The sequence below is a fragment of the Hymenobacter sp. genome (genome assembly GCF_035709525.1).
GTDB lineage: Bacteria > Bacteroidota > Bacteroidia > Cytophagales > Hymenobacteraceae > Hymenobacter.
On the sequence record NZ_DASTEP010000036.1, the window covers coordinates 1 to 23,500 of the forward strand.

Consider the following 23,500-nt stretch of genomic DNA (forward strand, 5'->3'; position numbering starts at 1 on the left):
CATCAAGCAGAGACGCAGCGGAGTCGAAGCATCTCTACCTCAGTACTAACCTCCGACGCTAGCAACGAAGCGATAGAGATGCTTCGACTTCGCTGCGTCTCTGCTTGATGCGCAGAATGCTCAGCATGACAGTATCATCCACTCATCCACTCATCCAAAAAACCACTCATCCAAAAAACCCGCTCACTTCCTAATTCTATACATGCTCTACTACCGCCTACTCTGCGCCGGCGCGCTACTAGTAAGCTCTTTTGCCAGCCACGCCCAAAAGCCAATCAAGAAAGATGAAGTGCTGCTCTTCGCTTATTTCAAAGGCAACGGCGAGGATGGCCTGCACCTGGCCACCAGCCCCGACGGCCTGCGCTGGCAAGCCCTGAACGGCGATAAATCGCTGCTTACGCCCACTGTGAGCAAGGATAAGCTCATGCGTGACCCCTGCATTATCCGGGGCCAGGACGGACTGTTTCACATGGTCTGGACCACGAGCTGGCACGACCGGGGCATCGGCTACGCCAACTCGAAAGACCTGGTGCACTGGAGCCCGCAGCAATACCTGCCAGTGATGGAGCACGAGCCCACCGCCAAAAACTGCTGGGCGCCTGAAATTACCTACGACGCCAAAAGCAAGCAGTACCTGATTTACTGGGCCACTACCATTCCGGGCCGCTTCAAGGCCGGCGAAACCACGGCCGACGGCGGCAACAACCACCGCATCTACTACGTGGCGACTACTGATTTCAAGAATTACACCCCCGCCAAGGTGCTGTACGATAAGGATTTTAACGTCATCGACGCTACCATCCAGCCCGCCGGCAAGCGCTTCGTCATGTTTCTGAAAGACGAAACCCGCGAGCCGGCCCAGAAGAACCTGCGCGTGGCCTTTGCCGACCAGGCGGCCGGGCCGTACAGCGCGCCCTCGGCCCCCATCACGGGCCAGTACTGGGCCGAGGGACCCACGGCCATTCAGCTGGGCGACAAGTGGTTGGTATACTTCGACAAATACACCGCGCATAAGTACGGGGCCGTTACCTCGACCGACCTCACGCACTGGACCGACATTTCCGACCAGGTGCAGTTTCCGCAGGGCACGCGCCACGGCACGGTGCTGCGCATCACTAAAAAGGAGCTGGCCCAGCTTCCGCAATAAGTTACTTATGTTCAACTACTCCCTCTTCGCGCTGCCCCTCGCGGGTCTACTAGGCGCTACTGCCCCGGCCCCTACGGCCACCATCACGGTGCGCAACAAGCTAAGCCTGGCGCGCCGTGCCGAAACTATCACCCTGCCGCTGGCGCAGTTGCCGGCCGCCGTGCGCAACCTCAGCGCCACCAGCCTGCGCGTGCGCGACGCTAGCAAGAAGCTGCTGGTGAGCCAGCTGGTAGACACCAACGCCGACGGCCAGCCCGACGAGCTGCTGTTCCAGACCGACGTGCCGGCCCGGGGCACGCAGACCTTTACGGTGGCGGCGGGCACCGAGCCGGTGCCCGCCAGCGAGCTCACCACCTTCGCCCGCTTCGTGCCCGAGCGCACCGACGACTTTGCCTGGGAAAACGACCGGGTGGCCTTCCGCACCTACGGCCCCAATGCCGAGCAGCTATACGACCGTAAAGACTCGAACGGCACGCTCAGCAGCGGCATGGACTGCTGGCTCAAGCGCGTGAGCTACCCCATCATCGACAAGTGGTACGGCCGCCACGTCAATGTGAAGCCCTTCGCCTACCACACCGACATCGGCGAGGGCTACGACCCCTACCACGTGGGCAGCAGCCGCGGCGTGGGCGGCACCGGCGTGCTGGTGAGCGACAAGCTATACACGTCGCGAAATTTCGTCAGCTATAAAGTACTGGCTATCGGGCCTATCCGCACGGTATTTGAACTCACTTATGCGCCCTTTGACGCGGCCGGCCAGCTTATAGTAGAAAAGAAAATTATCACCCTCGACTTGGGCTCCAACCTGACCCGTTACGAAGAACATTTCAGCCCTACTTATAAGCCCCTGCCGAATTGCACCATCGGCCTCACGCTGCACGAGGCCAAGGGTGAGGTGCAGGCCAACCGCCCGGCGGGCTGGTTTCGGTATTGGGAGAAAGTCGACGACTCCAACCTGGGCACCGCCGTAGTAGTAGCCCCTAGCTACCTCACTGATTACCAAGACCACCGCAGCGCCAAAAAAGACGACAACCAGCTCTACATGGTGACCAAGCCCCGGCAAAATACAGTCGTGTTCTACGCCGGCTTTGGCTGGCAAAAAAGCGGGCAGTTTGCCACCGCCGCCGCCTGGGACGCCTACCTCGGCGAGTTTGCCCAGCGCCTGGCCTCGCCGCTAGCCGTGAGCTGGCGGTAGGTTTTTGCCCGGCGCTGCCTCGCCGGGCGTGCCCCCGCCACGCTGCGGGGTAGCCCCTCGGCGCAACCATTTACGCGCCGTAACCAAGCCCCACAGGGGCGCCCCCGTCTACCAGCTGAGGCGCCCCTGTGGGGCCTTTTTCTTTAGTTCCTACCAACCGCTACCGGTGAGCCACCCCGCCGGGTGCCGCGCCAACCCAATATGCTTTTTGCACTTTACTCAACGGCACTTCACCTGGCGGGCACTACCGCGAACCATGATAAGCTCCTCTTTTTTGACAAAATTAGTAGATAAGTTACATTTTCTTAAAAACTCTTCTTTTTTCACTTATAATCCTTTGTTAATAAGCATTATTAGCATACCCTTGATGAATGACTAATTAATCTTATTGAAAGCTTTACAGGTTGTCTGAAACTGCGTTTTTTACTTAAAATATAGGAAGATACCACGCTAAACCTCTTTTTGAATTATTACAATAATTTATTTATCCAAAGTGCACCATTTACTTTGTACGCATTACCGCTTACGCTATCCCTATGCACCTCCAATATTTATGCTCTACCCCTTACGTTTCCGTCTATTTCGACGCTACCAATAACTGGCTGTTTGTGGAGTGGGAAGGCGACCTGACCCTGGGCCGCGTGCAGCTGGGCTGCCTGGAAATCGCCCATTGCTACCTGCACAATTCGTATACGCGCATTCTGAATAGCAACCTGCGCGTGACGAGCGTGACGCCCGACATTTCCGGGTGGCTGGCCAGCGTGTTTATGCCCACGCTCGAGCAGGCCGGCGTGCGGCAGCTGGGGTGGGTGATTGCCCCGTCGCTGTGCGGCCGCAACCTGGTGCTCGACACGCTGGCCCGCTGCCCCTACCTAGGTATCAATATGTTTGAGGACGTGGAAGGGGCCGTATCGTGGCTTCAGCACAACCGGCCCGAAACTGCGCCGGGCAGCGGCCTGGTCCGCCACACGCACTTTACCACGATTGGCAATCGCATGAGCGAGCAGTTTAACCGCCTGGCGCAGCACCTGGCCGAAACCCTGCGCAACACCGACCAGGACATGCTGGCAGTGGCCTAGGCGAGCTTTCGGGGTAGTGGCGCGGGCGGCCGGTGGCGCACCCGCTATTTTCGGGCCGCCAGCTTTCCCCTGGCCGCTACTCTCATGCAAAAAGCTGCCTTTTTGATGCGCCTCAAGCCCGGCCACGCCGCCGAATACGAGCGCCGCCACGATGAAATATGGCCCGAGTTGGCCGCTGCCCTCACGGCCGCCGGCATCAGCGACTACGCCATTTTTCTGGAGCCCGAGTCGGGGATGCTGTTCGGGGTGCAAAACCTGGCCGAGGGCCACTCGGCCGCCGAGCTGCCGGGCCTGCCCGTCATGCGCCGCTGGTGGGACTACATGGCCGACCTCATGGAAACCAACCCCGACCACTCGCCGGTGGCGCAGCCATTGCGGCAGGTGTTTTACCTGGCTTAGCGGCGAGCTTCGGCCAGGAAAGCAGGAGAGCGCAGGGCACTCCGGGGCGGGCAGGGCGCTAGCTTGCCGCCCTTTCCTGCCCTTTATGCGCCTCCTGCTTTCCTTCCTCAGCTGCGTGCTGCTGGCTTTTTCGGCCGCCGCCCAGCCCACACCCACCAAGCAAACCCAGTACCTCTCGGGCCGCGACAACCTGCGCACCGCCACCTGGGACTTTTTCTGCACCAGCGGCCGCAAAAGCGGCTACTGGACTACTATTCAAGTACCTTCGTGCTGGGAGCAACAGGGTTTTGGGGCGTATAACTACGGCCGCGACTACAAAACCTACGGCAAAAACTTCCGCTTTGCCGACGAGCAAGGCAAGTACAAGCACACCTTTTCGGTGCCCAATGACTGGCGCGACAAGGCCGTGCACATCGTGTTTGAAGGGGCCATGACCGACGCCGAAGTGCGCGTGAACGGCCAGCTCGCCGGCCCCGTTCACCAGGGTGCGTTCTACCGCTTCAAGTACGACATCAGCCCGCTGTTGAAATTCGGCCAGCCCAATTTACTCGAAGTCACGGTGAGCAAAATGTCGGCCGACGCCTCCGTGAACAACGCCGAGCGGCTGGCTGACTACTGGGTATTTGGCGGCATTTTCCGGCCGGTTTACCTGGAGGCCACGCCACGGCAGTTCATTCCCTACACCGCCATCGATGCCAAGGCCAACGGCGCGTTTGCGGTGAATGTGGGCTTGCGCGGCCTCGTGCAAGCCACTGATATTAAGGCTGAAATATTAGACAACACCGGCCGCGTGGTGGGCACCGCTACCGGCCGCGCCGCCGCCACCGATACCGTGGTGCAGCTGCGCACGCAGGTAGCCCAGCCGCTGACCTGGACGGCCGAAACGCCGCGCCTCTACCGCGCCCGCTTCACGCTGCTGGCGGGCGGGCAGCCGCTCTACCAAACCACCGAAACGTTCGGCTTCCGCACCATTGAGGTGCGGCGCGGCAAGGGCATCTACGTGAATGGTACGCAGGTGAAAATGAAGGGCACCAACCGCCACAGCTGGTGGCCCGAAACCGGCCGCACCCTCAACGACTCGATTCATTTGCTGGACGTCAAGCTCATCAAGCAAATGAATATGAACGCGGTCCGCATGTCGCACTACCCGCCCGACGCCGAGTTTCTGCACCTCTGCGACTCGCTGGGGCTGTACGTGCTCGACGAGCTGGCGGGCTGGCAGAAGGCCTACAGCACCAAGGCCGGCCAGCCGCTGGTGCGCGAAATGGTGCGCAAGGACGTGAACCACCCCAGCATTATTTTCTGGGACAACGGCAACGAGGGCGGCACTAATAAGGAGCTGGACGCGGAGTTTGGCCGGTACGACTTATCAAAGCGGCCCGTCATTCACCCCCACCACCGGCCCGGCAACGAGGCCAACGGCATCGACTGCAACCACTACGAAAACTACTACAGCACCCAAAAAATCCTGGCCGACTCGCTCATCTACATGCCCACCGAGTTTTTGCACTCGCAGGACGATGGCGGGGCTGCCGCCGGCCTGGCCGATATGTGGGAGCTGCACTGGAAAGCCCAACGCTCGGGCGGCGGCTTTTTGTGGGCGTTGGTCGATGAGGGCATCGTGCGTACCGACCAGCGCGGCATCATCGACGTGAACGGCGTGAACGCGCCCGACGGCGTGCTCGGCCCGCACCGCGAAAAGGAGGGCAGCTTCTTCGCGCTGCGCGAAATTTTCTCGCCCATCCGCATCACCCTGAAAGACTTGCCGGCCAAGTTCAACGGGCGCGTGCCGGTCGAAAACCGCTACCATTTCAACAACCTCAATCAGTGCTTTTTTCATTGGGAGCTGGTGAAATTCCGCCAGCCGGGCGAAGCCTTCACCGGCTCTTCGACTCTGCAAAAAGGCCGCGTAGCCAGCCCCAACGTGGCCCCGCTCGCCACCGGCCAGCTCGATTTGAAGCTGCCCAAAGACTGGCAAACCTACGATGCCCTCGTGCTCTCAGCCTTCGACCCGCAGAAAAACCTGGTGTTCCAGTGGACCTGGAAAACCGACGATAACACGGCCCTGCTGCGCAACGTGCTGCCGGCCGCCGCCGCGCCCGCCACTCCGAAGCCCGCCGCCAAAAAGCCCGCCAAACCTGCCGACACGGCCGCCACCCCAGCCGCTACCTCCCCGCTGCCCGCTGTGCAGGTAGCCGAAACCGACAGCCTGCTGACGCTGCAAGCCGGCGGTATCACGGTCACGTTCAGCAAGCTGACTGGCCAGCTCGGTAAGATAAAAGGCAACAACGGCGACAAGCTCAGCTTCGGCAACGGCCCGGTGCTGGTGGGCGGCGCGGCTACCTTCCAGAGCCTGGCGCACCACGCCGAGGCCGGCAGCGAAGTAGTAGATGTGCGCTACCAGGGCGCGCTCACCAGCGCGCGCTGGACCATGAGCCCCAACGGCTGGCTGCGCCTCGACTACGCCTACGACCTGCCCAAGGGCGATTATCAGACCGCCGGCCTCACCTTCACCTACCCCGAAAACTACGTACTCGGGGCCAAGTGGCTGGGCAAAGGCCCCTACCGCGTCTGGAAAAACCGCCTCGCCGGCCCCACCCTCAACGTGTGGGAAAACCCCTACAACGACACCCAGACCGGGGCCGCGCCCTGGCTTTACCCCGAGTTCAAAGGCTACTTCGCCGACGTAGCGTGGGTAGAGCTGAACACGGTGGAAGGCAAGTTCCTGGTCGCCAGCCCCGAGCCAGGATTGTTCGTGCGGCTATTTGACTTCTACGGTCTCTCGGGCGTGGTGCCCGCGCCCGCCTTGCCGGCCGGCAACCTATCGTTTCTGGACGCCATTCCGCCCATCAGCACCAAGCTGGGGCTCAACATCGACAACAACCCCAAAAACCTGGGACCGATGAGCGAGGCCAACCACCTGGGCGGCGTTATGCGGCGCACGCTGTACTTCTACTTCGGCATCACGAAGGCCAGCGGCAAGCCGCAGCCCTACGTGGTGCCGGCTAAAAACGACTTGTTTTAACGAGCACAAAACGTCCGTCATGCTTCGCTGCGCTCTGCATGACGGACGTTAGTAAATGTCGCTTACGGCATCTTTTGCAAACCTTCCCACTTCACTTTCCAGCCCTTCGGGATACCCGGATTAGCTTCTTTGCATCCATCATATCCCGCGCACATGAGGGCCACGGCCGCCAATAATCCGCCGTTGCCGGGCAGGTAGAGGGGCAGGCGGCCCTCCTGGTAATTGTGGCCGTTGGGCAGGTAGGTATTGGTTTGCACTTTCATCAGCAGGGCGTCGACCGCCTTTTCGGGCAGGCCGAGGCGGGTGGCGGTCATGGACGTCAGGGGAAAGTCCCAACCCCAGGTTTTGTCCCAGCTCCAATCCTTCCACACGAGGTCGAAGGTGCGGCGCATGGTAGCGGCATCCTGCTGGCCGGTGGCGGGCATAAAGCCCAGCGCGCCCAGCACGGCGGGGTGGTCGGTTTTGTATTCGGGGTTGGTGTAGGAGTCGGACGCGCTTTCGGCGGCCAGGTACACGCCATTGGCCTGCGGCAATGGGGCGAGCTTGGCCAGCACATCGTCCCACTTGGGGTTGCGCGGCTGGCCCTGGCGCTCGCGCCATTTTTGGGCCGTTTCCAACGCCCAGTGCCAGTACACCAGTTCAAAAGTGGGGTTAAACGTGTCCTCGGCCTTGAAGCGCTCCTGGGCCGGAATCACGCCTTTACCTAGAATGTAGCGGTTTTTGTCTTGCTCAAAAAACGGGTAGGAAGCAATAAATTCCGCCGTTTGGGCTACTCGCTCCTGGTAGAGCTTCAGCGTGGCCGCGTCGGGGTGGGCGCGGTAGGCCTCTTCGGCAAAATAGAGGATGTGCGGCTGCTGCCAGATGAGAAACGCGCCCACCGACGACGGCCCTTCTTCGCCCCAGGGGTCGGTCATTTTTTGCCAGCGCCAGCCGGCGTAGCCTTGGCGCTGCGCAATGCCGCGGGCCACGGCCTGCACGTCGGGGCGGGCGTACCAGGTCAAACTTTTTTCGAGGATGGCGGGGCGGCCCCACAGCGCGAAGTGCGCCGCGTGCCACCAGTGCATTTCGAGGTGCGGGCGGCCGTACCAGCTGTTGAGCAGCAGGCCCGTTTCCTGCGGCGGCTGCGAGCCGGCGTTGTGCAGCTTGGTAAGGTACTGCGAGAGCACCACGCGGCGCTCCAATTCGTGGGCGCGCGGGTCAGCCGTACCGCCAAAATCGACCGCGCCGCCGCTGCGCCAAAAGGCCGGCCACTGCTGCCGGCTGTTGACCAGGGTGGCGGCGAAGGCGGGCGCGGCAGCCGGCTTCTTGGGTGCGAACAGCGCGCTTATTTCCAGCGAGTTGCTGGCCCGGCCCGGCGTGAGCACGTACTCGTGCGGGGCCGGGCCGGGGGCCAACGCACCCGCCCCGGTCCAGCCCAGCGCCACGAAATACCGGGTCGTGTCGAGCTGGTGCGTGAGCAGGGCGCGGCCGGTTTTCTGCTCGGCAATGGCCGACCGGTGCGCCTCGGGGTGCGAGTAGTCAACGGCCATATCGGCCCAGCCCGCCGTGGGGAACGGAAAGCGCAGCATTACTTTCAGCTGCCCGGTTTTCAGCAGCTCCGAAGTGACTTTGGCGGCCACGGCATCCTGCGCCTGGTGGCCCACCGTGAGCACGTCCACGGCCGTGCCTTCCACCGTGAAGTGGCTCTGGATTTCGCCCGTCCAGGGGTTCAGCGTCTGGCGAATGTTTTTGATGTCGCGCACGCCGGCCGGCTGGCCGTTTTTCTTCAGCAGCACGAAGCCCAGGTTACCCAGCTGCAAGCGGTGCGGATTGGCGCGGAAGTAGTCCACGGCCTCTTTGTTGCCGGGCGTTTTCACCTGCACGGCGTAGGGCACGGGGCGGCCGTTGAGGATGTAGGTGCGCAGGCTTTGGTCGAACTTATAGCCTTCCTTGTTGGGAAAGCGGTGCCAGCCCCACTCCGACTCGGTGCCCAGCGGCAGGCCCTTCTCGTAGTGCTGCGGGAAGGTTTGCAGGCCCGTAAAGTCGGTGGTGAAGGCAAATTTGCCGTTGCCCACGCTCAGCGCGTTGAGCGAGTCGGTGTTGGTGACTACGACCTTGTGGCGCTCGACTACGGCCTGGCGGTTGATGGGGGTTTGCTGGGCAAGGACTGGCAAGGTGCTTAGCAGCAGGCATAGCAACGTGCCCAGCCGTGGAACCTCACCCCCCAACCCCCTCTCCAAAAAAGAGGGGGAGCCGGACGTTATTTTACTGGTTGCTATCTCCATTTTTTATAATTCTTAATCGTTGAAATCGTCAGGCTCCCCCTCTTTTTTGGAGAGGGGGTTGGGGGTGAGGTTCACGCGCTGGGCTCACCGCCCCAGCGTCACGCTCATCAGCCCGATTACCACGTCATTGGCCAGCGCCCGCACGGTCAGGCTTTTCAGCTTTTTGGCGGGGTCGAGCGGCAGTTCCAGCACGGTGGCCGCGCCCCCGTCGATGGCCCGCGTACTAAAGCCTTTGATGCTGGTGTACTGGTTGAAATCCTTCGTAATGAGTCCGGTTTTGAGGTGCACGCGGTAGGGCCGGGGCGCGCCCAGGCGAAAGGCGAAGCCATCCTCCGCGTAGTCCTGCTCGATGGGCCACCACGTATCGGGGTTGCGCAGGGGCAGCGTGGCGGTGGTGTTGTCGGCGTAGGTTACTACTACCTCGCCGTTCACAAACTGGCTTTGCATGGCGCTGGTGCTGCCGGCCAGCAGTAGCACGGCGCGGCGGGCCCGGCCGCGCAGCGGCACGGTGGCCTGGCGCGGGTAGTTGTCCCACTGCGATACGAACAGAATATTCTTCGCCTCGGCCGCGCCGGGCGTGCGCAGCGGCGCGCCAGTGGGCAACTGAATTACGTTTTTTACTCCGGCCAGCCGGCGCAGGCCCGCGTCGTCGATGCTGGCCTGCGTGAGCGGGTAGCACCAGTTGCCGATGCCCTGGGTAGGCAGCTCCAGCGTGGCCGTTTCGGCGCGGGGCGTGAGGTAGTTGTTTTGAAAAATGCGGGTTACCTGGTCGTTGAAGATGCGCGTCAAATCCACGGTTTCCCAGCGGACCGGGGCGACTGGGGCGGCCTCGGTAGCCGGCGCGATGGGCGGCAGCACCTCCACGGCCAGCGGCTGCCACCAGCGCAGCTCGCCCTGTGCCAGCTGCACAAACAGCGTGCGGCTACCGGGCTGCCCCTGCGCCTGGCCGGTGAGGGCCGCACCCGCCAGCCGGGGGCTGGCCAGCACCTGCTGCGGGTCGTGCAGGGCCAGCACCGTAGCGGGGCCAAAATCGGCGGTCAGCGTTGCGGCGGGGGCGGCGCGTTGGGCGGGCGTAGCGGGCACTAGTGGCTCGTTTTGCCCTTGTATTTCAACCACGTAGCGGCCAGCCGGCGCACTTTCGATTTCCAGCACCGGCCGCCCCACGGCCGCGGCCAGACTGTGCCAGGCAGTCGGCTGCCCATTCACCAGCACCGACGCCACGCGGCTAGCCGGCGCGGGCACTTGCAGCCGTAGCGCCAGCTGTTTCGGCAGTTTTTGGTCGATGGTGTACGTTTCGCTCAGGCTCTTTCTTTGGAAGCGAAACGCCACGTCGGGCACCACCAGCCGGGCCGAGTCCCAGGCAGCGGGCAGGCCGGGGCGCACCAGCAGGGTATCGCGCAGGGCGTCGGGGCGGAGGCCAAACAGGCCCTCGACCAGCGAGCGGGCCGCTACCCCGATGGGGTCGGCAAAGTCGCGGTAGAGCTCGCCGCGGTTGGCGTCGTAAAAGCTGATTTGCTGAAAATTGCCGGGGCTCGCGCCCAGGTACATGCTTTCGAGCAGGGCGCTTTTCCAGAGCAGAAAGGCATCGTCGCGGCGGCCGGCCTGCCAGTAGGCCAGCGTGGTATGCAGGTTTTCGGCCAGCGCCACGTTGTTCAACGACCAGTCGTAGGGCTGCCAGTTGGTAGTTGACAGCAGGTAGTAGCCCGCCTCAGGCAGCCCCGCTGCCCGCACCGGAATGTGCGGCAGTTCGGCATCGACGTAGCGCGTAGCCTGGTACGCCTGAAAGGCGTCGGGCACCTCCGAATCGAGGGCGTGGTAGATGGTCCAGAGGCCAGCGCTAGGGTGCAAAGATTTGAGGCCCAGCTTGTCCTGGCACTCGGCATACCAGCCCTGCGCGGGCAGCCACAAGCGCTTTTGCAACGCCCCGTGAATGTGAGCAGCCTCCCGCGCGTAGGGCGCGGGGTCTTCGTGCAGCAGCGCGGCCAGGGTGGCGGCCTGCTGGTTGGCGTAGTAGTTATAGGCCGAGGTGTGGGTTACGGCCCCGCCGCTGTATTGCAGCGCGTCGCTGGCCCAGATGGCGGCGTAGGCGTCGTAGAGGCCATCGCCGTCGGGGTCGAAGTTGCGCTTTTCCCAGGCCAGGTGGCGCTGCAAGGTGGGCCACAGGGCGCGGGCCTCGGCGAGGTTGCCGGTCCAGCGCAGGTGGCGCAGCAGGGCATCCACGTACACGAGGTTCATGTCGTAGTGGTGGGGCCGAAACTCGCCGCCGGGGTTGCGGGCGATGTAGCCGCTGCTGAACACGGCCGTGCCTAGCTTTTCGAGCTGCCGGGCCAGGTGCAGGGCGGTGTCGGGCACCACCGGCCCGCTGGCCGGCGTGGTGAGCTGCGACTGCGCGTAGCTGCGAAAATGCTGGCTGGCGCGGTCGTGCCAGCCCAGCGGGTCGGCGGCGTAGGGCCCGCGCCAGCCATTGAGCCGGATGCGCCAGGCCACCGCGCCGTGCAGGTAGGAGGGCGCTTCCCAGATGGCATCGGCGGCCACGGCCAGCGCCCCGCCCAGCGTGTTGAGGTAGGGGTCGGGCGTGCTCACCAGTACGCGGCCGGCCAGCGCGGCGCGGGCGGCTTCGGCCCGGGCAAAGGCGGCGGGCAACTCTTTGTAAAGCGGCGGCTTGCTTTCGCCCGGCTTTTGCACTGCGAAATACAGCGGCTCGCCGCCGCGCACGGGCACCACGCCTACGGCCACCGGCGCAGCCGACGCTGCCGAGGCCAGCAACTGGGCCGGCGAGTCTTGCTGACCGGCATCGCCGACGTGATTTTTTGACGCGGGTGGCACCAGGCCCAGCAGCCGCTTGGGCACGTCGGCAGGCCCGGCAGCTGGGGGCGCGGCCGGGGCTTTGGTGCCCAAGTCGCGGTAGGCGTCGGGAGCAGGCTTGGCCTTCTCCCCTACTCCATACGTTAGGGCAAACGTGTTGCCACGTACCGCCACTTCATTGCCCTGGCAGTACTCGGGCTTGAGGTAGAAGCTGGATTCGGGGTCGGCCCCGATGTCGCCGTCGCGGCTGAATTTCTTGCCTGTGGCCCCACCAAAGGCCCACAGCAGCTGCACTTTTTGGGGCACGTTGCTGAACTGCGCCTTCACCAGCACGCCCTCGGCATCGGCGCGGGCCAGCACTTCGAGGTGCAGGCTGCCCGCGCCCAGCAGCGGGTCGCTGATGTCATACAACATCATGCCCGGCCGGTAGCGGGCGGTGATACTCGCGGCTTTAATCAGCCACTTGCTTTGGCCGCCGGCCAGCAGGCCAAATTTCAGGTTGCCGCCCATGCCGGGCAGGTAGAGGGCAAACTCGGGCAAGTCGCCGGCCTCGACGCGGAAGGCGGTATTGGTGCCGTAGAGCGCGCGGTTGAAGCGCCGCTCGCCGTTGGTAATCACGAAATCCTGACCTTCGGGATGGTAGCGCAACGTGCGCGGCTGGCCGTGCCAGAGCGGCGGCGCGGCCGGTTGGGCAGCTCCCTGCCGGCTACCCGCCAGCATCAGGAGTAGCCCCGCCAGCGCAACGCGCCAGCCGGTTAGTCTTGCGAGTTGCGGCATCGGGGTGGGAAAAGGAATAGATAGGCTGGTAAAACAAATGGCCGCTTGCGCGGCCACTGTCCTGTACTGTGCGGTAGTTTTTGGGATGAATGGATGAGTGGCACTGTCATGCTGAGCGCAGCCCAAGCATCTCTACCGCTTCCTCCAACAGTGCGGTAGAGATGCTTCCCTGCGTTCAGCATGGCAGTGCCACTCACCCACCTAGTAGCCGGGGTTTTGCTCATACAAGCCGGGCGCGGCGCTCAGCTCGTTCTGCGGCACGGGGTAGAGCAGCAGGTTGGCCGTGATGGGGCGCGTGATTTTGGTGTTCACGTCGTCCTTTAGCACCCAGGCGTTCATGGTGGTCAGGGCCAGGCCCGAGCGCACGAGGTCGTTCCAGCGCAGGTTTTCGCCGGCAAACTCGCGGCGGCGCTCCTCCATGAGGGTGGGCAGGTCGATGGTGGTGTAGGCCGCCTGGCTGGCGCGGGTGCGCAGCGGCGTGAGCAGGGCCGCCGCGTCGGTGGCGCTCCCGCCGATGCCGCGCACCTGGCACTCGGCCTTCATCATCAGGATGTCGGCGTAGCGCATCACGATGTAGTTGATGGGCCAGTCGGTGCGGCTCGCGCCCTTGGCCGCCGCGTTGAAATACTTCTTGTAAAACGGCCGGATTTCGGTTTGCCCGGCGTAGGTGTAGCCCTGCTGGATGCTAAAGGTTTTGCGGGCGTCGTTGGTGGCGTAGGAGGTGTTGACCAAGTCGTTGGAGCAGGGCTTGATTTCGACCGAGCCGGCCGTGAACGACAAGCCGCTGAAGGTGTAGTAGCTGTCAGGAATCACGACGTTGGGAAACGACGCGCCCAGCCCCAGCGTGGCCCCCGACACGTACTGAATATCCCAGAGCACCTCGGCGTTATTTTCATTGGTGTACGAAAACACGTTGCCATAATTCGGCAGCACCGAGTAGCGCCCGCTGCCGATAATGTCATTCAGCAGCGGTAGCGCCAGGTTGTACTCGTTGCTATCCATGCCGGGGCCGTTGATGCCATAGGTCGGGCCCGAGCGCGTGAGGTAGGTGAGCGCCAGCAGGCCCTCGGCGGCGTACTTGGTGGGCCGGCCCACGTTGGCGGCGGTGTAGCTGGTGGGCAGGTTGGCCACGGCCGTTTGCAGGTCACTAAGGATGAGCCCATAAACGTCCTTCACATCGGTGCGCTTCACGGCCAGCGACTGCTGCGGCGTGAGCGGCTTGTCGAGCAGCGGCACCCGGCCAAACTTGCGCACCAAATCGAGGTACATGAAGGCGCGCAAAAACTTGGCTTCGCCTTCGTAGCGCGCTTGCAGCGAGCCGGTCACGGCCCCGTTGGTGGCCAGCTGGTCGAGCAGGATGTTGGCCCGGAAAATGGTCAGGTAGTCCGAGGTCCAGGCGTCGGACACGTAGGGGTTGATGACCAGCAGCGAGGGCGCAAAGTTGTTGACGGCATCCCAGTCGCGCGAGCCGATGGAGCTCACGGCGTACATGTTATCCGAGCGCGCTTCCGAAAGGATAATCTCGCGGTCGGGGTAGCCGCGCAGCGTAGCGTACACGGCCGTCATGGCCTGGTCGAAGTCGGTAGCCGTTTTGTAAAACGTATCGACCGAGCCGTTGGAGATGGGCACCTGGTCGAGGTCTTTTTCGCAGCCGCCCAGCGCCAGGGTGCAGGCAGCGGTGATGAGGAGCAGAAAGCGTTTCATATTTTTTAGTGCTTGGTGCCTGGTGCCTCGTGCCTGGTGCCAGTGCTTAGGATGGCAGCAATAGCCAGCCTTAACAACTAGGCACCAGGCACTAAGCACCAAGCACTTTAATTAAAACGAAAGATTGAGCCCCAGTACCAGTGACTTGGCCAGCGGCAGCCCACCGTAGTCGGAGCCCGACACGAAGTTGCCGGTGTTGCTGGTGTTCACGGCGTCGGGGTTGAGGCCGCCGTAGTATTTGTCGTGGCCGAAGAAGTTTTCGGCCGTCACGTACACGCGGGCGCCCTGCGCCACGCGCTTGTTGATGACGCGCCCCAGGTCGTAGCCCAGCGTGATGGTGCGCACCCGGAAGTAGTCGCTCGAATACAGCCAGTCGGTGTTGCGGATAAAGCCGCCGAAGCCGCTCGACTTGCCCTTGATGCCGTTGCCGGGGTTTTCGGCCGACTGCCAGCGGTCGCGCACGTGGCCCAGGGCGTTTTCCTTGTAGCCCACGCTGGGGCGGTCGATGGCGCGGCCCAGGGTCGAGTATACGTTGCCGCCGTTCTGGCCCTGCACCAGGAAGCTGAGGTCGAAGCCCTTGTAGCGGAAAGTATTGGTAATGCCCCAGGTGTACTTGGGGTTGGGCTGGCCGATAATCTGGCGGTCGTTGGAGTCGATTTTACCGTCGCCGTTGAAGTCTTCGTAGCGCGGGTCGCCCGCGCTTTGGCCGCTGATGCGGGCCGCGCCCCCGTCGATGTCGGCCTGGCTCAGGATGCCAATCTGCCGCACGATGTAGTAGCTGTAGAGCGGCGAGCCTACTTTCAGAATATTGCTGGGCGTATCGAGGCCGTTGGGCACCTCAATGGGCGCGTCGCCGGGGCCGAGGTGCTTCACCTCGTTCACGTTGTGGCTGAGGTTGGCCGAAGTCGTCCACGAAAACTCGCCTTGCAGGTTGCGCGAGGTTACTTCCAGCTCCCAGCCGCGGTTTTGCACCTCCCCGATGTTTTGCAGGCTGCTCGTGTAGCCCGAGGTCGAGGGCACGATAATATTGAGCAGCAGGTCGGTACTGGTTTTGGTGTAGTAGTCGGCCGAGGCCGTCACGCGGTTTTGCCAGAAGCCTACGTCGAGGCCAAAATCGATGGTGCGGTTGCGCTCCCAGCGCAATACGCTCTGGTTGGGGCGGTTGGGGGCCTGGCCCGTCACCTGCGCCCCGCCGAGGGTGTAGTTGTAAAAGCCCAGGGTCGGGATGCTGCTGTAGTCGCCGATGGTGTTGTTGCCCGAGTAGCCCAGACTGGCGCGTAGCTTGAGGTCGCTGAGCACGTTGCGGCCCGTGATGCCTTCCATGAAGCGCTCCTGCGAGATGCGCCAGCCCGCCGACACGGCCGGGAAGTAGCCTGAGCGGTTGTCGCTGCCGAAGCGCGACGAGCCGTCGCGGCGGATGCTGGCCGTCAGCAAATATTTGTTGTCGTAGGCGTACTGCAAGCGGCCGAAGTACGAGAGGAGCACGCTCTGCGACTCGGGCGTCGAAAACGACGTTGTGACGAGCGTAGCCGCGTTGAGCGTGGTCACGTTGTTGTTGATGAAGCCGCCCGACGAGCTGAGCGTCGCGTCCACATCTACCTTGGTAAAGCTGTACGACTGGCCGGCCAGCACCGTGAAGTCGCTCTTGCCCACGACTTTGCTGTAGGTCGCCGTGTTCTCGTTCACGAACGTGAGGCGCTGGTAGCCGCTAATCGAGCCGTTGGCCTGCGAGGTGGTCAGGGTGCGGGTGGGCGGGTTGTAGCTCTTGGCTTTCACGTCGCTGCGGTCGAGGTTCAGCGTCGAGCGCAAGCTCAGGCCCGCGATGGGCTGGTACTCGCCATACACCGTGCCCAGCGTGCGGAAGGTGCGCGTATCGCCCTGGTAGCCATTGATAACGGCAATGGGGCTGGCCGTACTCACGCCCCAGCGGTAGGCCTCGTTTTTGCCGTAGGCCGTGTTCACGCCGGCCGTGTCTTCCACGATGGGCGTTTCGGAGAGAATCTGGTGAAAGCGGCTGTCCTTGCCCTCGATGCCGGGGTCGCGCGACACGGAGTAGGTCGGCGTCAGGTTCGCTCCAAATTTCACCTTGTCGCTGGCCTTCACTTCCACGTTGGCGCGGGCCGAGTAGCGGCGGTAGTCGGTGCCGATGGTGAAGCCCTGCTGCTGCGTGTAGTTGCCCGACACGAAGTAGTTGACGTTGGACGTGGCTCCGGCGGCGCTCACCTGGTAGTTCTGGCTGGTGCCGGTGCGAAACAGCTGGTCTTGCCAATCAATGTATTGCAGGCCGGGGTGGCCGGTCTGGGCCCAGCGGTCGTCGGTCATCAGGTCGGGGTTTACCGAGTTGAACGGCAAGCCCAGAATCTGGCGGCGGATGTAGTTGGGCTGGTCGGCGGTGCGGCCCGCGCCCGATTTCACCCAGTTATTGTTGATGATTTCGGTGGCCCGCGCCGCCCACTCCTCGCCGCTCAGCAAATCGAGCTTTTTGGCGGCCTGCGAAATGCCCGCGAAGGCGTTGACGCTGATGTTGGCCTTGCCGCTTTTGCCGCGTTTGGTGGTGATGAGCACCACGCCATTGGCTGCCCGCGAGCCGTAGATGGCGGCGGCGGCGGCGTCCTTCAGCACCTCAATATTCTCAATATCATTGGGGTTAATATTATCGAGCGGGTTGCCGGTCGAGAAACGCCCGCCGCCGTTGGCCGCCGTTTGCTCCAGCGGAAAGCCGTCAATCACGTACAGCGGCTCGCTGCCCGCCGTGATGGAGCCCGCGCCCCGCACCCGCACCGAAAACGCCCGGCCCGGAATGCCCGACGTTTGCTGCACCTGCACGCCCGCCAGCTGCCCCACCAGCGCCTGGTCGACGCGCGTAATGGGCCGCTCCTCCAGCTTTTCGGCGTTGAAGGAGGCAATGGCGCCGGTTACGTCGGCGCGCTTCTGGGTGCCGTAGCCTACCACCACCACATCGTCGAGGCTTTTCGAGTCCTCGCTCAGCTTCACGTTGATAGTGCCGCTACCGGTGAAGTTGCGCTCCTGCGTGCTGTAGCCCACGAAGCTGAAAATGAGCGTGCCGCCCTTTTCGGGCACGGGCAGCGAGTAGGAGCCGTCGGCCCCGGTGCTGGTACCCTTGGTGGTGCCTTTCAGCACTACCGTCACGCCGGGCAGCGCCTCGCCTTTGTCGGTGGTTACGCGGCCGGTCAGCTGCCAGTCGTTGATGGAAAGCGGATGGGCCGGATGGGCCAGCGCCACTACCGGGGCCGCGCCCGCCAGCAGGGCGGGCAGGCAGCACACCAGCAGGCGGCGGCGGGGCCAGGCGTAATGCTTTTTCATAAAAAGAGAAGGGTGGGTTATAAAGGCAGAAATGGCAGGTAAGTGATGAAAAACTCACCTATTATTGACCAATATTACCCTCCTGTTTTCCGCCTACTTTCCTGTACCCTACTGGCTGAAATTATTTTTTCAGCTCCTTAAAGCCCAGGCAGAAGCTGCCCCAGCTAGCGTAGGCGCAGCACAAAGCCCGAGGCCGTGCCCGCCGCCCCGCCCTGCGAGGCGCAGAACAGGTAGGTGGGCCGCCCGTCGCGCAGCAGCAGTTGCGGCCGCTCCAGCCGACCGTAGCGCTTGAGGCTTTTGGGGGCGGGCGGCTGCATCACGCCGTAGCCGCGCAGCGGCAAAAAGGCGATTTTGGGGAAAGTCCATTTCTTGCCGTCTTTCGAGTCGAGGTACAGCCCGACTTCCTGGCTGTACACGCCCATATCGCGGGCCAGCAGGTTGAAGCGGCCGTGCTGCCGCCACACGTAGGCGTCCTCAAACTGCGCATTATGCCCCTGCCCCGAAAAGTCGATGACCGGGTTGGCGGCGTCCTTCACGTAAGGGCCCTCCAGCTTATCGGCCACGGCCAGCCCGTACTTGCGGTTGCCCCGGATTTCCTGGCCTTTGGCCGCTTCGTACTCGGCCGTATTCCACGATTTATAGTACAGCCAGTACTGCCCGTTGGGGTGCTTCACGAAGGCGGGGTTGGTGGTACAGTGGTCGTCCCAGGCATCGGCGGGGCCGGGCAGCAGCAAGGGCTGGTCGGGGCGCGTCCAGGGGCCTTCGAGGGTGGGTGCGGTGGCCAGGCCGATGCGCTTGGTATCGGTTTTGCCGTTGGCATTGCCCATAAAGAACAGGCAGTACTGCCCGTCGACCAGCTGAATGCTGGGGTTGTGGCAGGTAGTGGCATCCCAAAAACCCGGCCCACGCGGGGCCAGCACGGTTTCGACGTACTCGTAGGGGCCTTCGGGGCGGTCGGCCACGGCGTGCGCTATTTCGGAGCCGTTGAGCCAGCCGCCCATGCCCTTGCTGGCCAGCCAGCGCGAGAAAAACACGTGGACTTTCCCATCGGGGCCGTAAATGGGGCTGTTGCACCACACGTAGTAGCCCGGCATCTCCAGGATGCGCCCCACCGGCCGCAGGTGCCGGCTGAACTTGGCGAAGCTGCCGCGTGGGTAGTCGATGAGCCGGGCGGCGCGGTAGCCGGCCCAGGCCCGCGCCAGCGGGGCGAGGGCCAGGCCCATGAGGAAGGTGCGGCGCGTGAGCATGGGGGGTGGGCAATTGGTTACAATCGTCATGCTGAGCGGAGCGCAGCGCAGCCGAAGCATCTCTACCGCTGAACTAACCTTTCACGCATAGCAACGAAGCGGTAGAGATGCTTCGACTCCGCTGCGCTCCGCTCAGCATGACACACGCTACTTCAAATACTTACGCAGCGCCAGCCCCTTGGCCTGCCGCACGCCTTCAGCCACTGCCTCCGCATTCAGCTTCGCGCCCGCCTCAATGGTGTGCGTGTGGTCGGTGGCGTTGAAATACGTGCTGCGCACGGCGGCCTCGCCAGCGCGGTCGTAGCGGTCGGCTATCCGCTGGTTGAGGTCGATGTAAGTAGCGCCGCTCTGGCGGGCGGCTTCGGCGGCCCACTGGCCGTAGTCGGTGGGGTTGCGCTTCACTTTGCCATCGCGCCAGTCGTTGCGCGGGATGGGCGAGCAGATGATGACCGTGGCACCCTGGGCGTTGGCCTCGGCCACAAACTGGCGCAGGTACCAGCCGTAGCTATGCACCACTTCCTTCTGCTTGGTGAGGTAGTTGAAAACCTCCTGGCTTTCGTCGGAGTTATTTTTGATGGTGCCGCGCGCCCGCGTCGAGTCGGTGAGCGGGCTGCTGTCATTGTGCCCGAACTGCATCATCACGAAGTCGCCGGGGCGGATTTTCACGCGCACTTTTTCCCACAAGCCCTGGCTGCGGAAGGTGCGGGTGCTGGTGCCGCCACGGGCGTCGTTTTCGATGCGCAGGCGGGTGGTGTCGAAGGCAGCGGGCAGGTAGTTGCCCCAGCCCCAGAGGCCGCCGTCGCCGCGGCCCTGGCCGTTTTTCACCGTCGAGTCGCCGATGAGGTAGAGCGTGGGGCGCGGCTTGGGCGCGGCCGCCGTGAGCAGCAGGCCAGTGAGAAGTACCAGGGCGGCCAGCAGCGGCGCAGCAGCGCGGCGAAAAGTGAGCGAAAGCATACGGGTGGCAAGAGCCGGTTTGGAGAGTTTGGCGGCGGCAAGTACGGCCGGCGCGGGCAGCCGGGCCGTTCCGCACTCTCCTGCCGCACCGGCCGGGCCGCACAGTACAGGAAGGTAGCGGGGCTGGGCGGCGCGTGCTTGCGCTGTTCCTACCCTGTTTATTTTGCCTTATGCGCTTCTTCTTACTCTGTTTCTTGCCAGGATTCTGGCTGGTACCTACCAGCGCCGTTGTGGCTCAAAAAGCACCCGGCCGCCTGGCTCCCAAGCCGCTCTTTCGCGACCCAATCTTTGACGGAGCCGCCGACCCGGTCGTTATCTACAACAAGCAGGCGAAAAAGTGGTGGATGTTTTACACTAACCGCCGCGCCACCGACACCGCCGCTACCGGTGTAACCTGGGTGCACGGCACGCGCATCGGCATCGCCGAATCAGGCGACGGCGGCGCAACCTGGACCTACCGCGACACGGCCAACATCAACTACCGCCCGCAGCCCGGCTACACCTTTTGGGCCCCCGACGTGGTAGAGGAGAAGGGTACGTACCACATGTTTCTGACCTACGTGCCGGGCACGTTTACCGACTGGCAGCACCCGCGCACCATCGTGCACCTCGCCAGTAAAGATTTAGTGAACTGGCAGTACGTAAGCACCTTGCCCCTGGCTTCGGAGAAAGTAATCGACGCCAGCGTGTTCAAGCTGCCCGATGGCACCTGGCGCCTGTGGTACAACAACGAGCGCGACCACAAGTACACCTACTACGCCGACAGCCCCGACCTCACGCACTGGACCGACCACGGCCTGGCCCTGGCCGAGCGCGGCGAAGGTCCCAAAGTATTCCGCTGGCAGGGCCAGTACTGGCTTATCATCGACCCCTGGAAGGGCCTCGCCGCCTACCACTCGCCCGACCTGCTGCACTGGACCGCCCAGCCCACGCGCCTGCTCGAAGCCCCCGGTCGCGGCCCCGACGACCAGGCCATTGGCGGCCACGCCGACGTAGTGGTGAGCGGCGACCGGGCGTATTTGTTCTACTTCACGCACCCCGGCCGCAGCAAGGAAAACCCCGCGCCCGCGAATAGCGTGGCCGCCAAACGCAGCGTCATTCAGGTGGTAGAATTGCACTATGAAAACGGGCAACTGACGTGCGACCGCGACCAGCCGACGCATGTACGGCTGAAGTAGGGTAAGCTTCAGCTTGCCAGCGAGCGTAGCGAGCATCCACGCTCGCCAACGTTCGCATACGCCCTGCTCGCTACGCTTGCTCGTAAGCTAAAGCTTACGGTACAGCCTAACTCCCGTCCGGCTTGGTCACGGCGCTGCGCGGGCTTTCAGGCCAGCGCCACGCGGCCAGCGCATCGGGGTGCGCGGGGTCGAAGGGCGGGAGGCCGGGGCGCAGGTATTTCACCAAACCCAGCTTGGCGGTTTTCATACCCTCGACCACGCAGCGGGCTATTTCATACGCGCCGTAGGGGTTGAAATGCGTATTATCAGCCAGCGGCTGGGGCTGGCCGGGGTAGCTGTTGGCGGGGTAGTGCACGAAGGCTTTTTTCGATTCCTCCTCCCCCATCGCTTCGTACAGCGTGGTAGTCATGGCGTTGAGGTCGATGAGCGGCACGTTTTCCTGCTGCGCCACCTGGCGCACGGCGGCCGGAAAGTCGCCCAAACTGTTCTCAATTTTACCCCCGGCCCCAAATGAGCGCCGACTGGTCGAAGTCACCAGCACCGGAATGCCGCCCTTCTTGCGCGCCTCGCTCACGAAGAGCTTGAGTCGCTCGGTGTAGGCCAGAAAAGGCCCGTCGTTCGGCCCCTTTTCTTTCTGGTCGTTGTGCCCAAATTCGATGAATAAGTAGTCGCCCGGCTTCATCACGCTCAGCACCTTTTCGAGCCGGTGCGAGCTCAGGAAACTTGCTAGACTCAAACCCGATTCGGCGTGGTTGGCCACGGCCACGCCGGGCCCAAAGAAGCTGGGCAGCATCTGGCCCCAGGCGGCCCAGGGCTCGTCGTCCTGGTTTACCACGGTCGAGTTGCCGGCCAGAAAAACCGTGGTAGCCGTTGGCGCGGGCGTTATTTCCAGCGCCACCAGCGCGCTGGGCTCGCCGTCAAGCTCCAAGGTCAGTCGGTCGTCCCAATCCAGCTTGCCCACCTCGCGGGGCTTGAGGCTGACTTGCTGGGCGTCATTGATGCGCCGGTTTTTAACGTTGATGGTCCACGTCTGGGTGTAGAGCTTACCGGGCTTGGTAGCGGTGGTTTGCAGTAGTAGCCGCCGCGACTCAGCCTTGATAAAATTGCTCGACGCGCCTTGCCGGTCGCCGAGTGTCACGGTCACGTTGTAGTTGCCCTCGGGCACCGCCACCGAGAAATAGAACGGCTGGCGGCTGGTTACGAAGTCGCCGGTCAGCGCGTTTTTGCCGCCCCGGTCTACACCTGTGGGCGCGGTGCCGAAGTCGAAGCCGTAGCCGGTTTCCTTGGAATAAACAGCCGTGGGCAGCACCTGCTGGTAGCCGACGGCGGCCTTGCCGGGCCCGAAATCGAATTTGCGGGCGGGCTGGGCGGTGGCACTCAGGGTAATTGCAGCCAAGGCGGCTATTAGCAACGCTTGCGTTTTCATCGTGCCTGCGGCAAATTCGAATTATGGTACAGGCGGGTGTAGAGACGCATCCTTGCGTCTCGCATTAGATGGGCTCGCCGGACGTGAGACGCAAGGATGCGCCCCTACACCCGCCCGTGGCCTTGCATCAAACTAGCCCTTCGCCGCTAGCAAATACTTATTCAGCGCCAGCTTCCTATCAGCCCGAATACCCTCCGCCACCGACTCGGCATTAAGCTGCGCCCCGGCCGGGTTGGTGTGCGTGTGGTCGCCGGGGAAGAATTTCTTTACCTCTTCCGGCCCCAGCTTTTCGTATTTGCGGGCCGTGAGGTCGTTGAGGTTGATGAAGGCCACGCCTTCCTGCTGCGCCACTTCGGCCGCCCACTTGCCAAAATCCTGGTCGGCGCGCAGCACCTTGCCGTCTTTCCACTGGTTGCGCGGAATCATGGAGCAGACCACCGGCGTAGCGCCTTTAGCCTTGGCTTCGCGGATGAATTTGCGCAGGTACCAGCCGTAGGTGTTCACGGTTTCGGGGGTGCCGTCGGGCCACACGAGGCTTTTAGTTTCGGGGCCGGTGCCGCGCAGCACGCCCCGGCGGCCGGCCTTGGTGGTGTCGGGCGCGCTGCCTTCGTTGTGCCCGAATTGCATCAGCACAAAGTCGCCCGGCTTTAGCGCGGCCAGCGTCTTGTCCCAGCGCCCCTCCTTGATGAAGGTGCGGGTGCTACGGCCGGCCATCGCGTTGTTCACGATGCGCAGCCGCGTGGTGTCGAACAGCGCGGGCAGCGCCGTGCCCCAGCCCGCGTAGCCCGGCGTGGTGTTGCGCACCGTCGAGTCGCCGATGAGGTAGAGCGTAGGGCGCGGCGGCGCGAGGAAGGCGCTGAGGCCTAGCAAGACGCTGAGCGCCAAGAGGAGATGGAGTTTGGGCATTGTTTTTTGTTTAAAAAGCGCTCTCTAACGCGGTTACCCCACCCCCAGCCCCTCCCCTCCGGGAGAGGGG

At 63.3% G+C, this 23,500-nt stretch carries 14 protein-coding genes; 6 read left to right on the plus strand and 8 right to left on the minus strand.

The genetic code is table 11. The features are described from left to right. Positions 1-202 precede the first annotated feature (202 nt). The 5 genes from VFO93_RS03130 (at position 203) to VFO93_RS03150 (ending at position 6,845) form a co-directional block, all read left to right on the plus strand. The gene (locus tag VFO93_RS03130) at positions 203-1,147 is read left to right on the plus strand and encodes a glycoside hydrolase family 43 protein (protein ID WP_325132858.1); all 945 of its coding nucleotides are present in this window, start codon (positions 203-205) and stop codon (positions 1,145-1,147) included. A gap of 7 nt (positions 1,148-1,154) precedes the next feature. Then, positions 1,155-2,342, plus strand: a complete 1,188-nt coding sequence (locus tag VFO93_RS03135) for a DUF4861 domain-containing protein (RefSeq protein WP_325132859.1) — start codon at positions 1,155-1,157, stop codon at positions 2,340-2,342. Positions 2,343-2,878: 536 nt separating this feature from the next. After that, positions 2,879-3,421 carry a hypothetical protein gene (locus VFO93_RS03140; protein WP_325132860.1) on the plus strand — a complete coding sequence of 181 codons (543 nt, stop codon included), beginning with the start codon at positions 2,879-2,881 and terminating at the stop codon, positions 3,419-3,421. An 84-nt stretch (positions 3,422-3,505) separates the two neighbouring features. Next, positions 3,506-3,820 carry an L-rhamnose mutarotase gene (gene rhaM / locus VFO93_RS03145; RefSeq protein WP_325132861.1) on the plus strand — a complete coding sequence of 105 codons (315 nt, stop codon included), beginning with the start codon at positions 3,506-3,508 and terminating at the stop codon, positions 3,818-3,820. Positions 3,821-3,905: 85 nt separating this feature from the next. Further along, positions 3,906-6,845, plus strand: a complete 2,940-nt coding sequence (locus VFO93_RS03150) for a glycoside hydrolase family 2 TIM barrel-domain containing protein (protein ID WP_325132862.1) — start codon at positions 3,906-3,908, stop codon at positions 6,843-6,845. A gap of 62 nt (positions 6,846-6,907) precedes the next feature. Here VFO93_RS03150 and VFO93_RS03155 read toward each other — a convergent pair whose 3' ends face one another. The 6 genes from VFO93_RS03155 to VFO93_RS03180 form a co-directional block, all read right to left on the minus strand. Beyond that, positions 6,908-8,998, minus strand: coding sequence for a hypothetical protein (locus tag VFO93_RS03155; RefSeq protein ID WP_325132863.1), 2,091 nt, complete (start codon positions 8,996-8,998; stop codon positions 6,908-6,910). A 195-nt stretch (positions 8,999-9,193) separates the two neighbouring features. Continuing rightward, entirely contained in the window at positions 9,194-12,691 is a 3,498-nt protein-coding gene (locus VFO93_RS03160; RefSeq protein WP_325132864.1) for a DUF4450 domain-containing protein, read from the minus strand. 201 nt (positions 12,692-12,892) lie between these two features. Next, positions 12,893-14,395 carry a RagB/SusD family nutrient uptake outer membrane protein gene (locus VFO93_RS03165; RefSeq protein ID WP_325132865.1) on the minus strand — a complete coding sequence of 501 codons (1,503 nt, stop codon included), beginning with the start codon at positions 14,393-14,395 and terminating at the stop codon, positions 12,893-12,895. Positions 14,396-14,506: 111 nt separating this feature from the next. After that, entirely contained in the window at positions 14,507-17,719 is a 3,213-nt protein-coding gene (locus VFO93_RS03170) for a TonB-dependent receptor (RefSeq protein ID WP_325132866.1), read from the minus strand. A gap of 164 nt (positions 17,720-17,883) precedes the next feature. After that, entirely contained in the window at positions 17,884-18,966 is a 1,083-nt protein-coding gene (locus VFO93_RS03175) for a glycoside hydrolase family protein (RefSeq protein ID WP_325132867.1), read from the minus strand. A 147-nt stretch (positions 18,967-19,113) separates the two neighbouring features. Then, positions 19,114-19,920, minus strand: a complete 807-nt coding sequence (locus VFO93_RS03180; RefSeq protein WP_325132868.1) for a rhamnogalacturonan acetylesterase — start codon at positions 19,918-19,920, stop codon at positions 19,114-19,116. Positions 19,921-20,090: 170 nt separating this feature from the next. Here VFO93_RS03180 and VFO93_RS03185 point away from each other — a divergent pair, with 170 nt between their 5' ends. Next, complete coding sequence (locus VFO93_RS03185; RefSeq protein ID WP_325132869.1) at positions 20,091-21,098, plus strand: hypothetical protein; 1,008 nt, start codon at positions 20,091-20,093, stop codon at positions 21,096-21,098. Between the two features lie 106 nt (positions 21,099-21,204). Here VFO93_RS03185 and VFO93_RS03190 read toward each other — a convergent pair whose 3' ends face one another. Together VFO93_RS03190 and VFO93_RS03195 are read right to left on the minus strand one after the other, a co-directional pair. After that, the gene (locus tag VFO93_RS03190; protein ID WP_325132870.1) at positions 21,205-22,494 is read right to left on the minus strand and encodes a rhamnogalacturonan acetylesterase; all 1,290 of its coding nucleotides are present in this window, start codon (positions 22,492-22,494) and stop codon (positions 21,205-21,207) included. A gap of 162 nt (positions 22,495-22,656) precedes the next feature. Beyond that, positions 22,657-23,430, minus strand: a complete 774-nt coding sequence (locus VFO93_RS03195) for a rhamnogalacturonan acetylesterase (RefSeq protein WP_325132872.1) — start codon at positions 23,428-23,430, stop codon at positions 22,657-22,659. Positions 23,431-23,500: the final 70 nt, after the last annotated feature.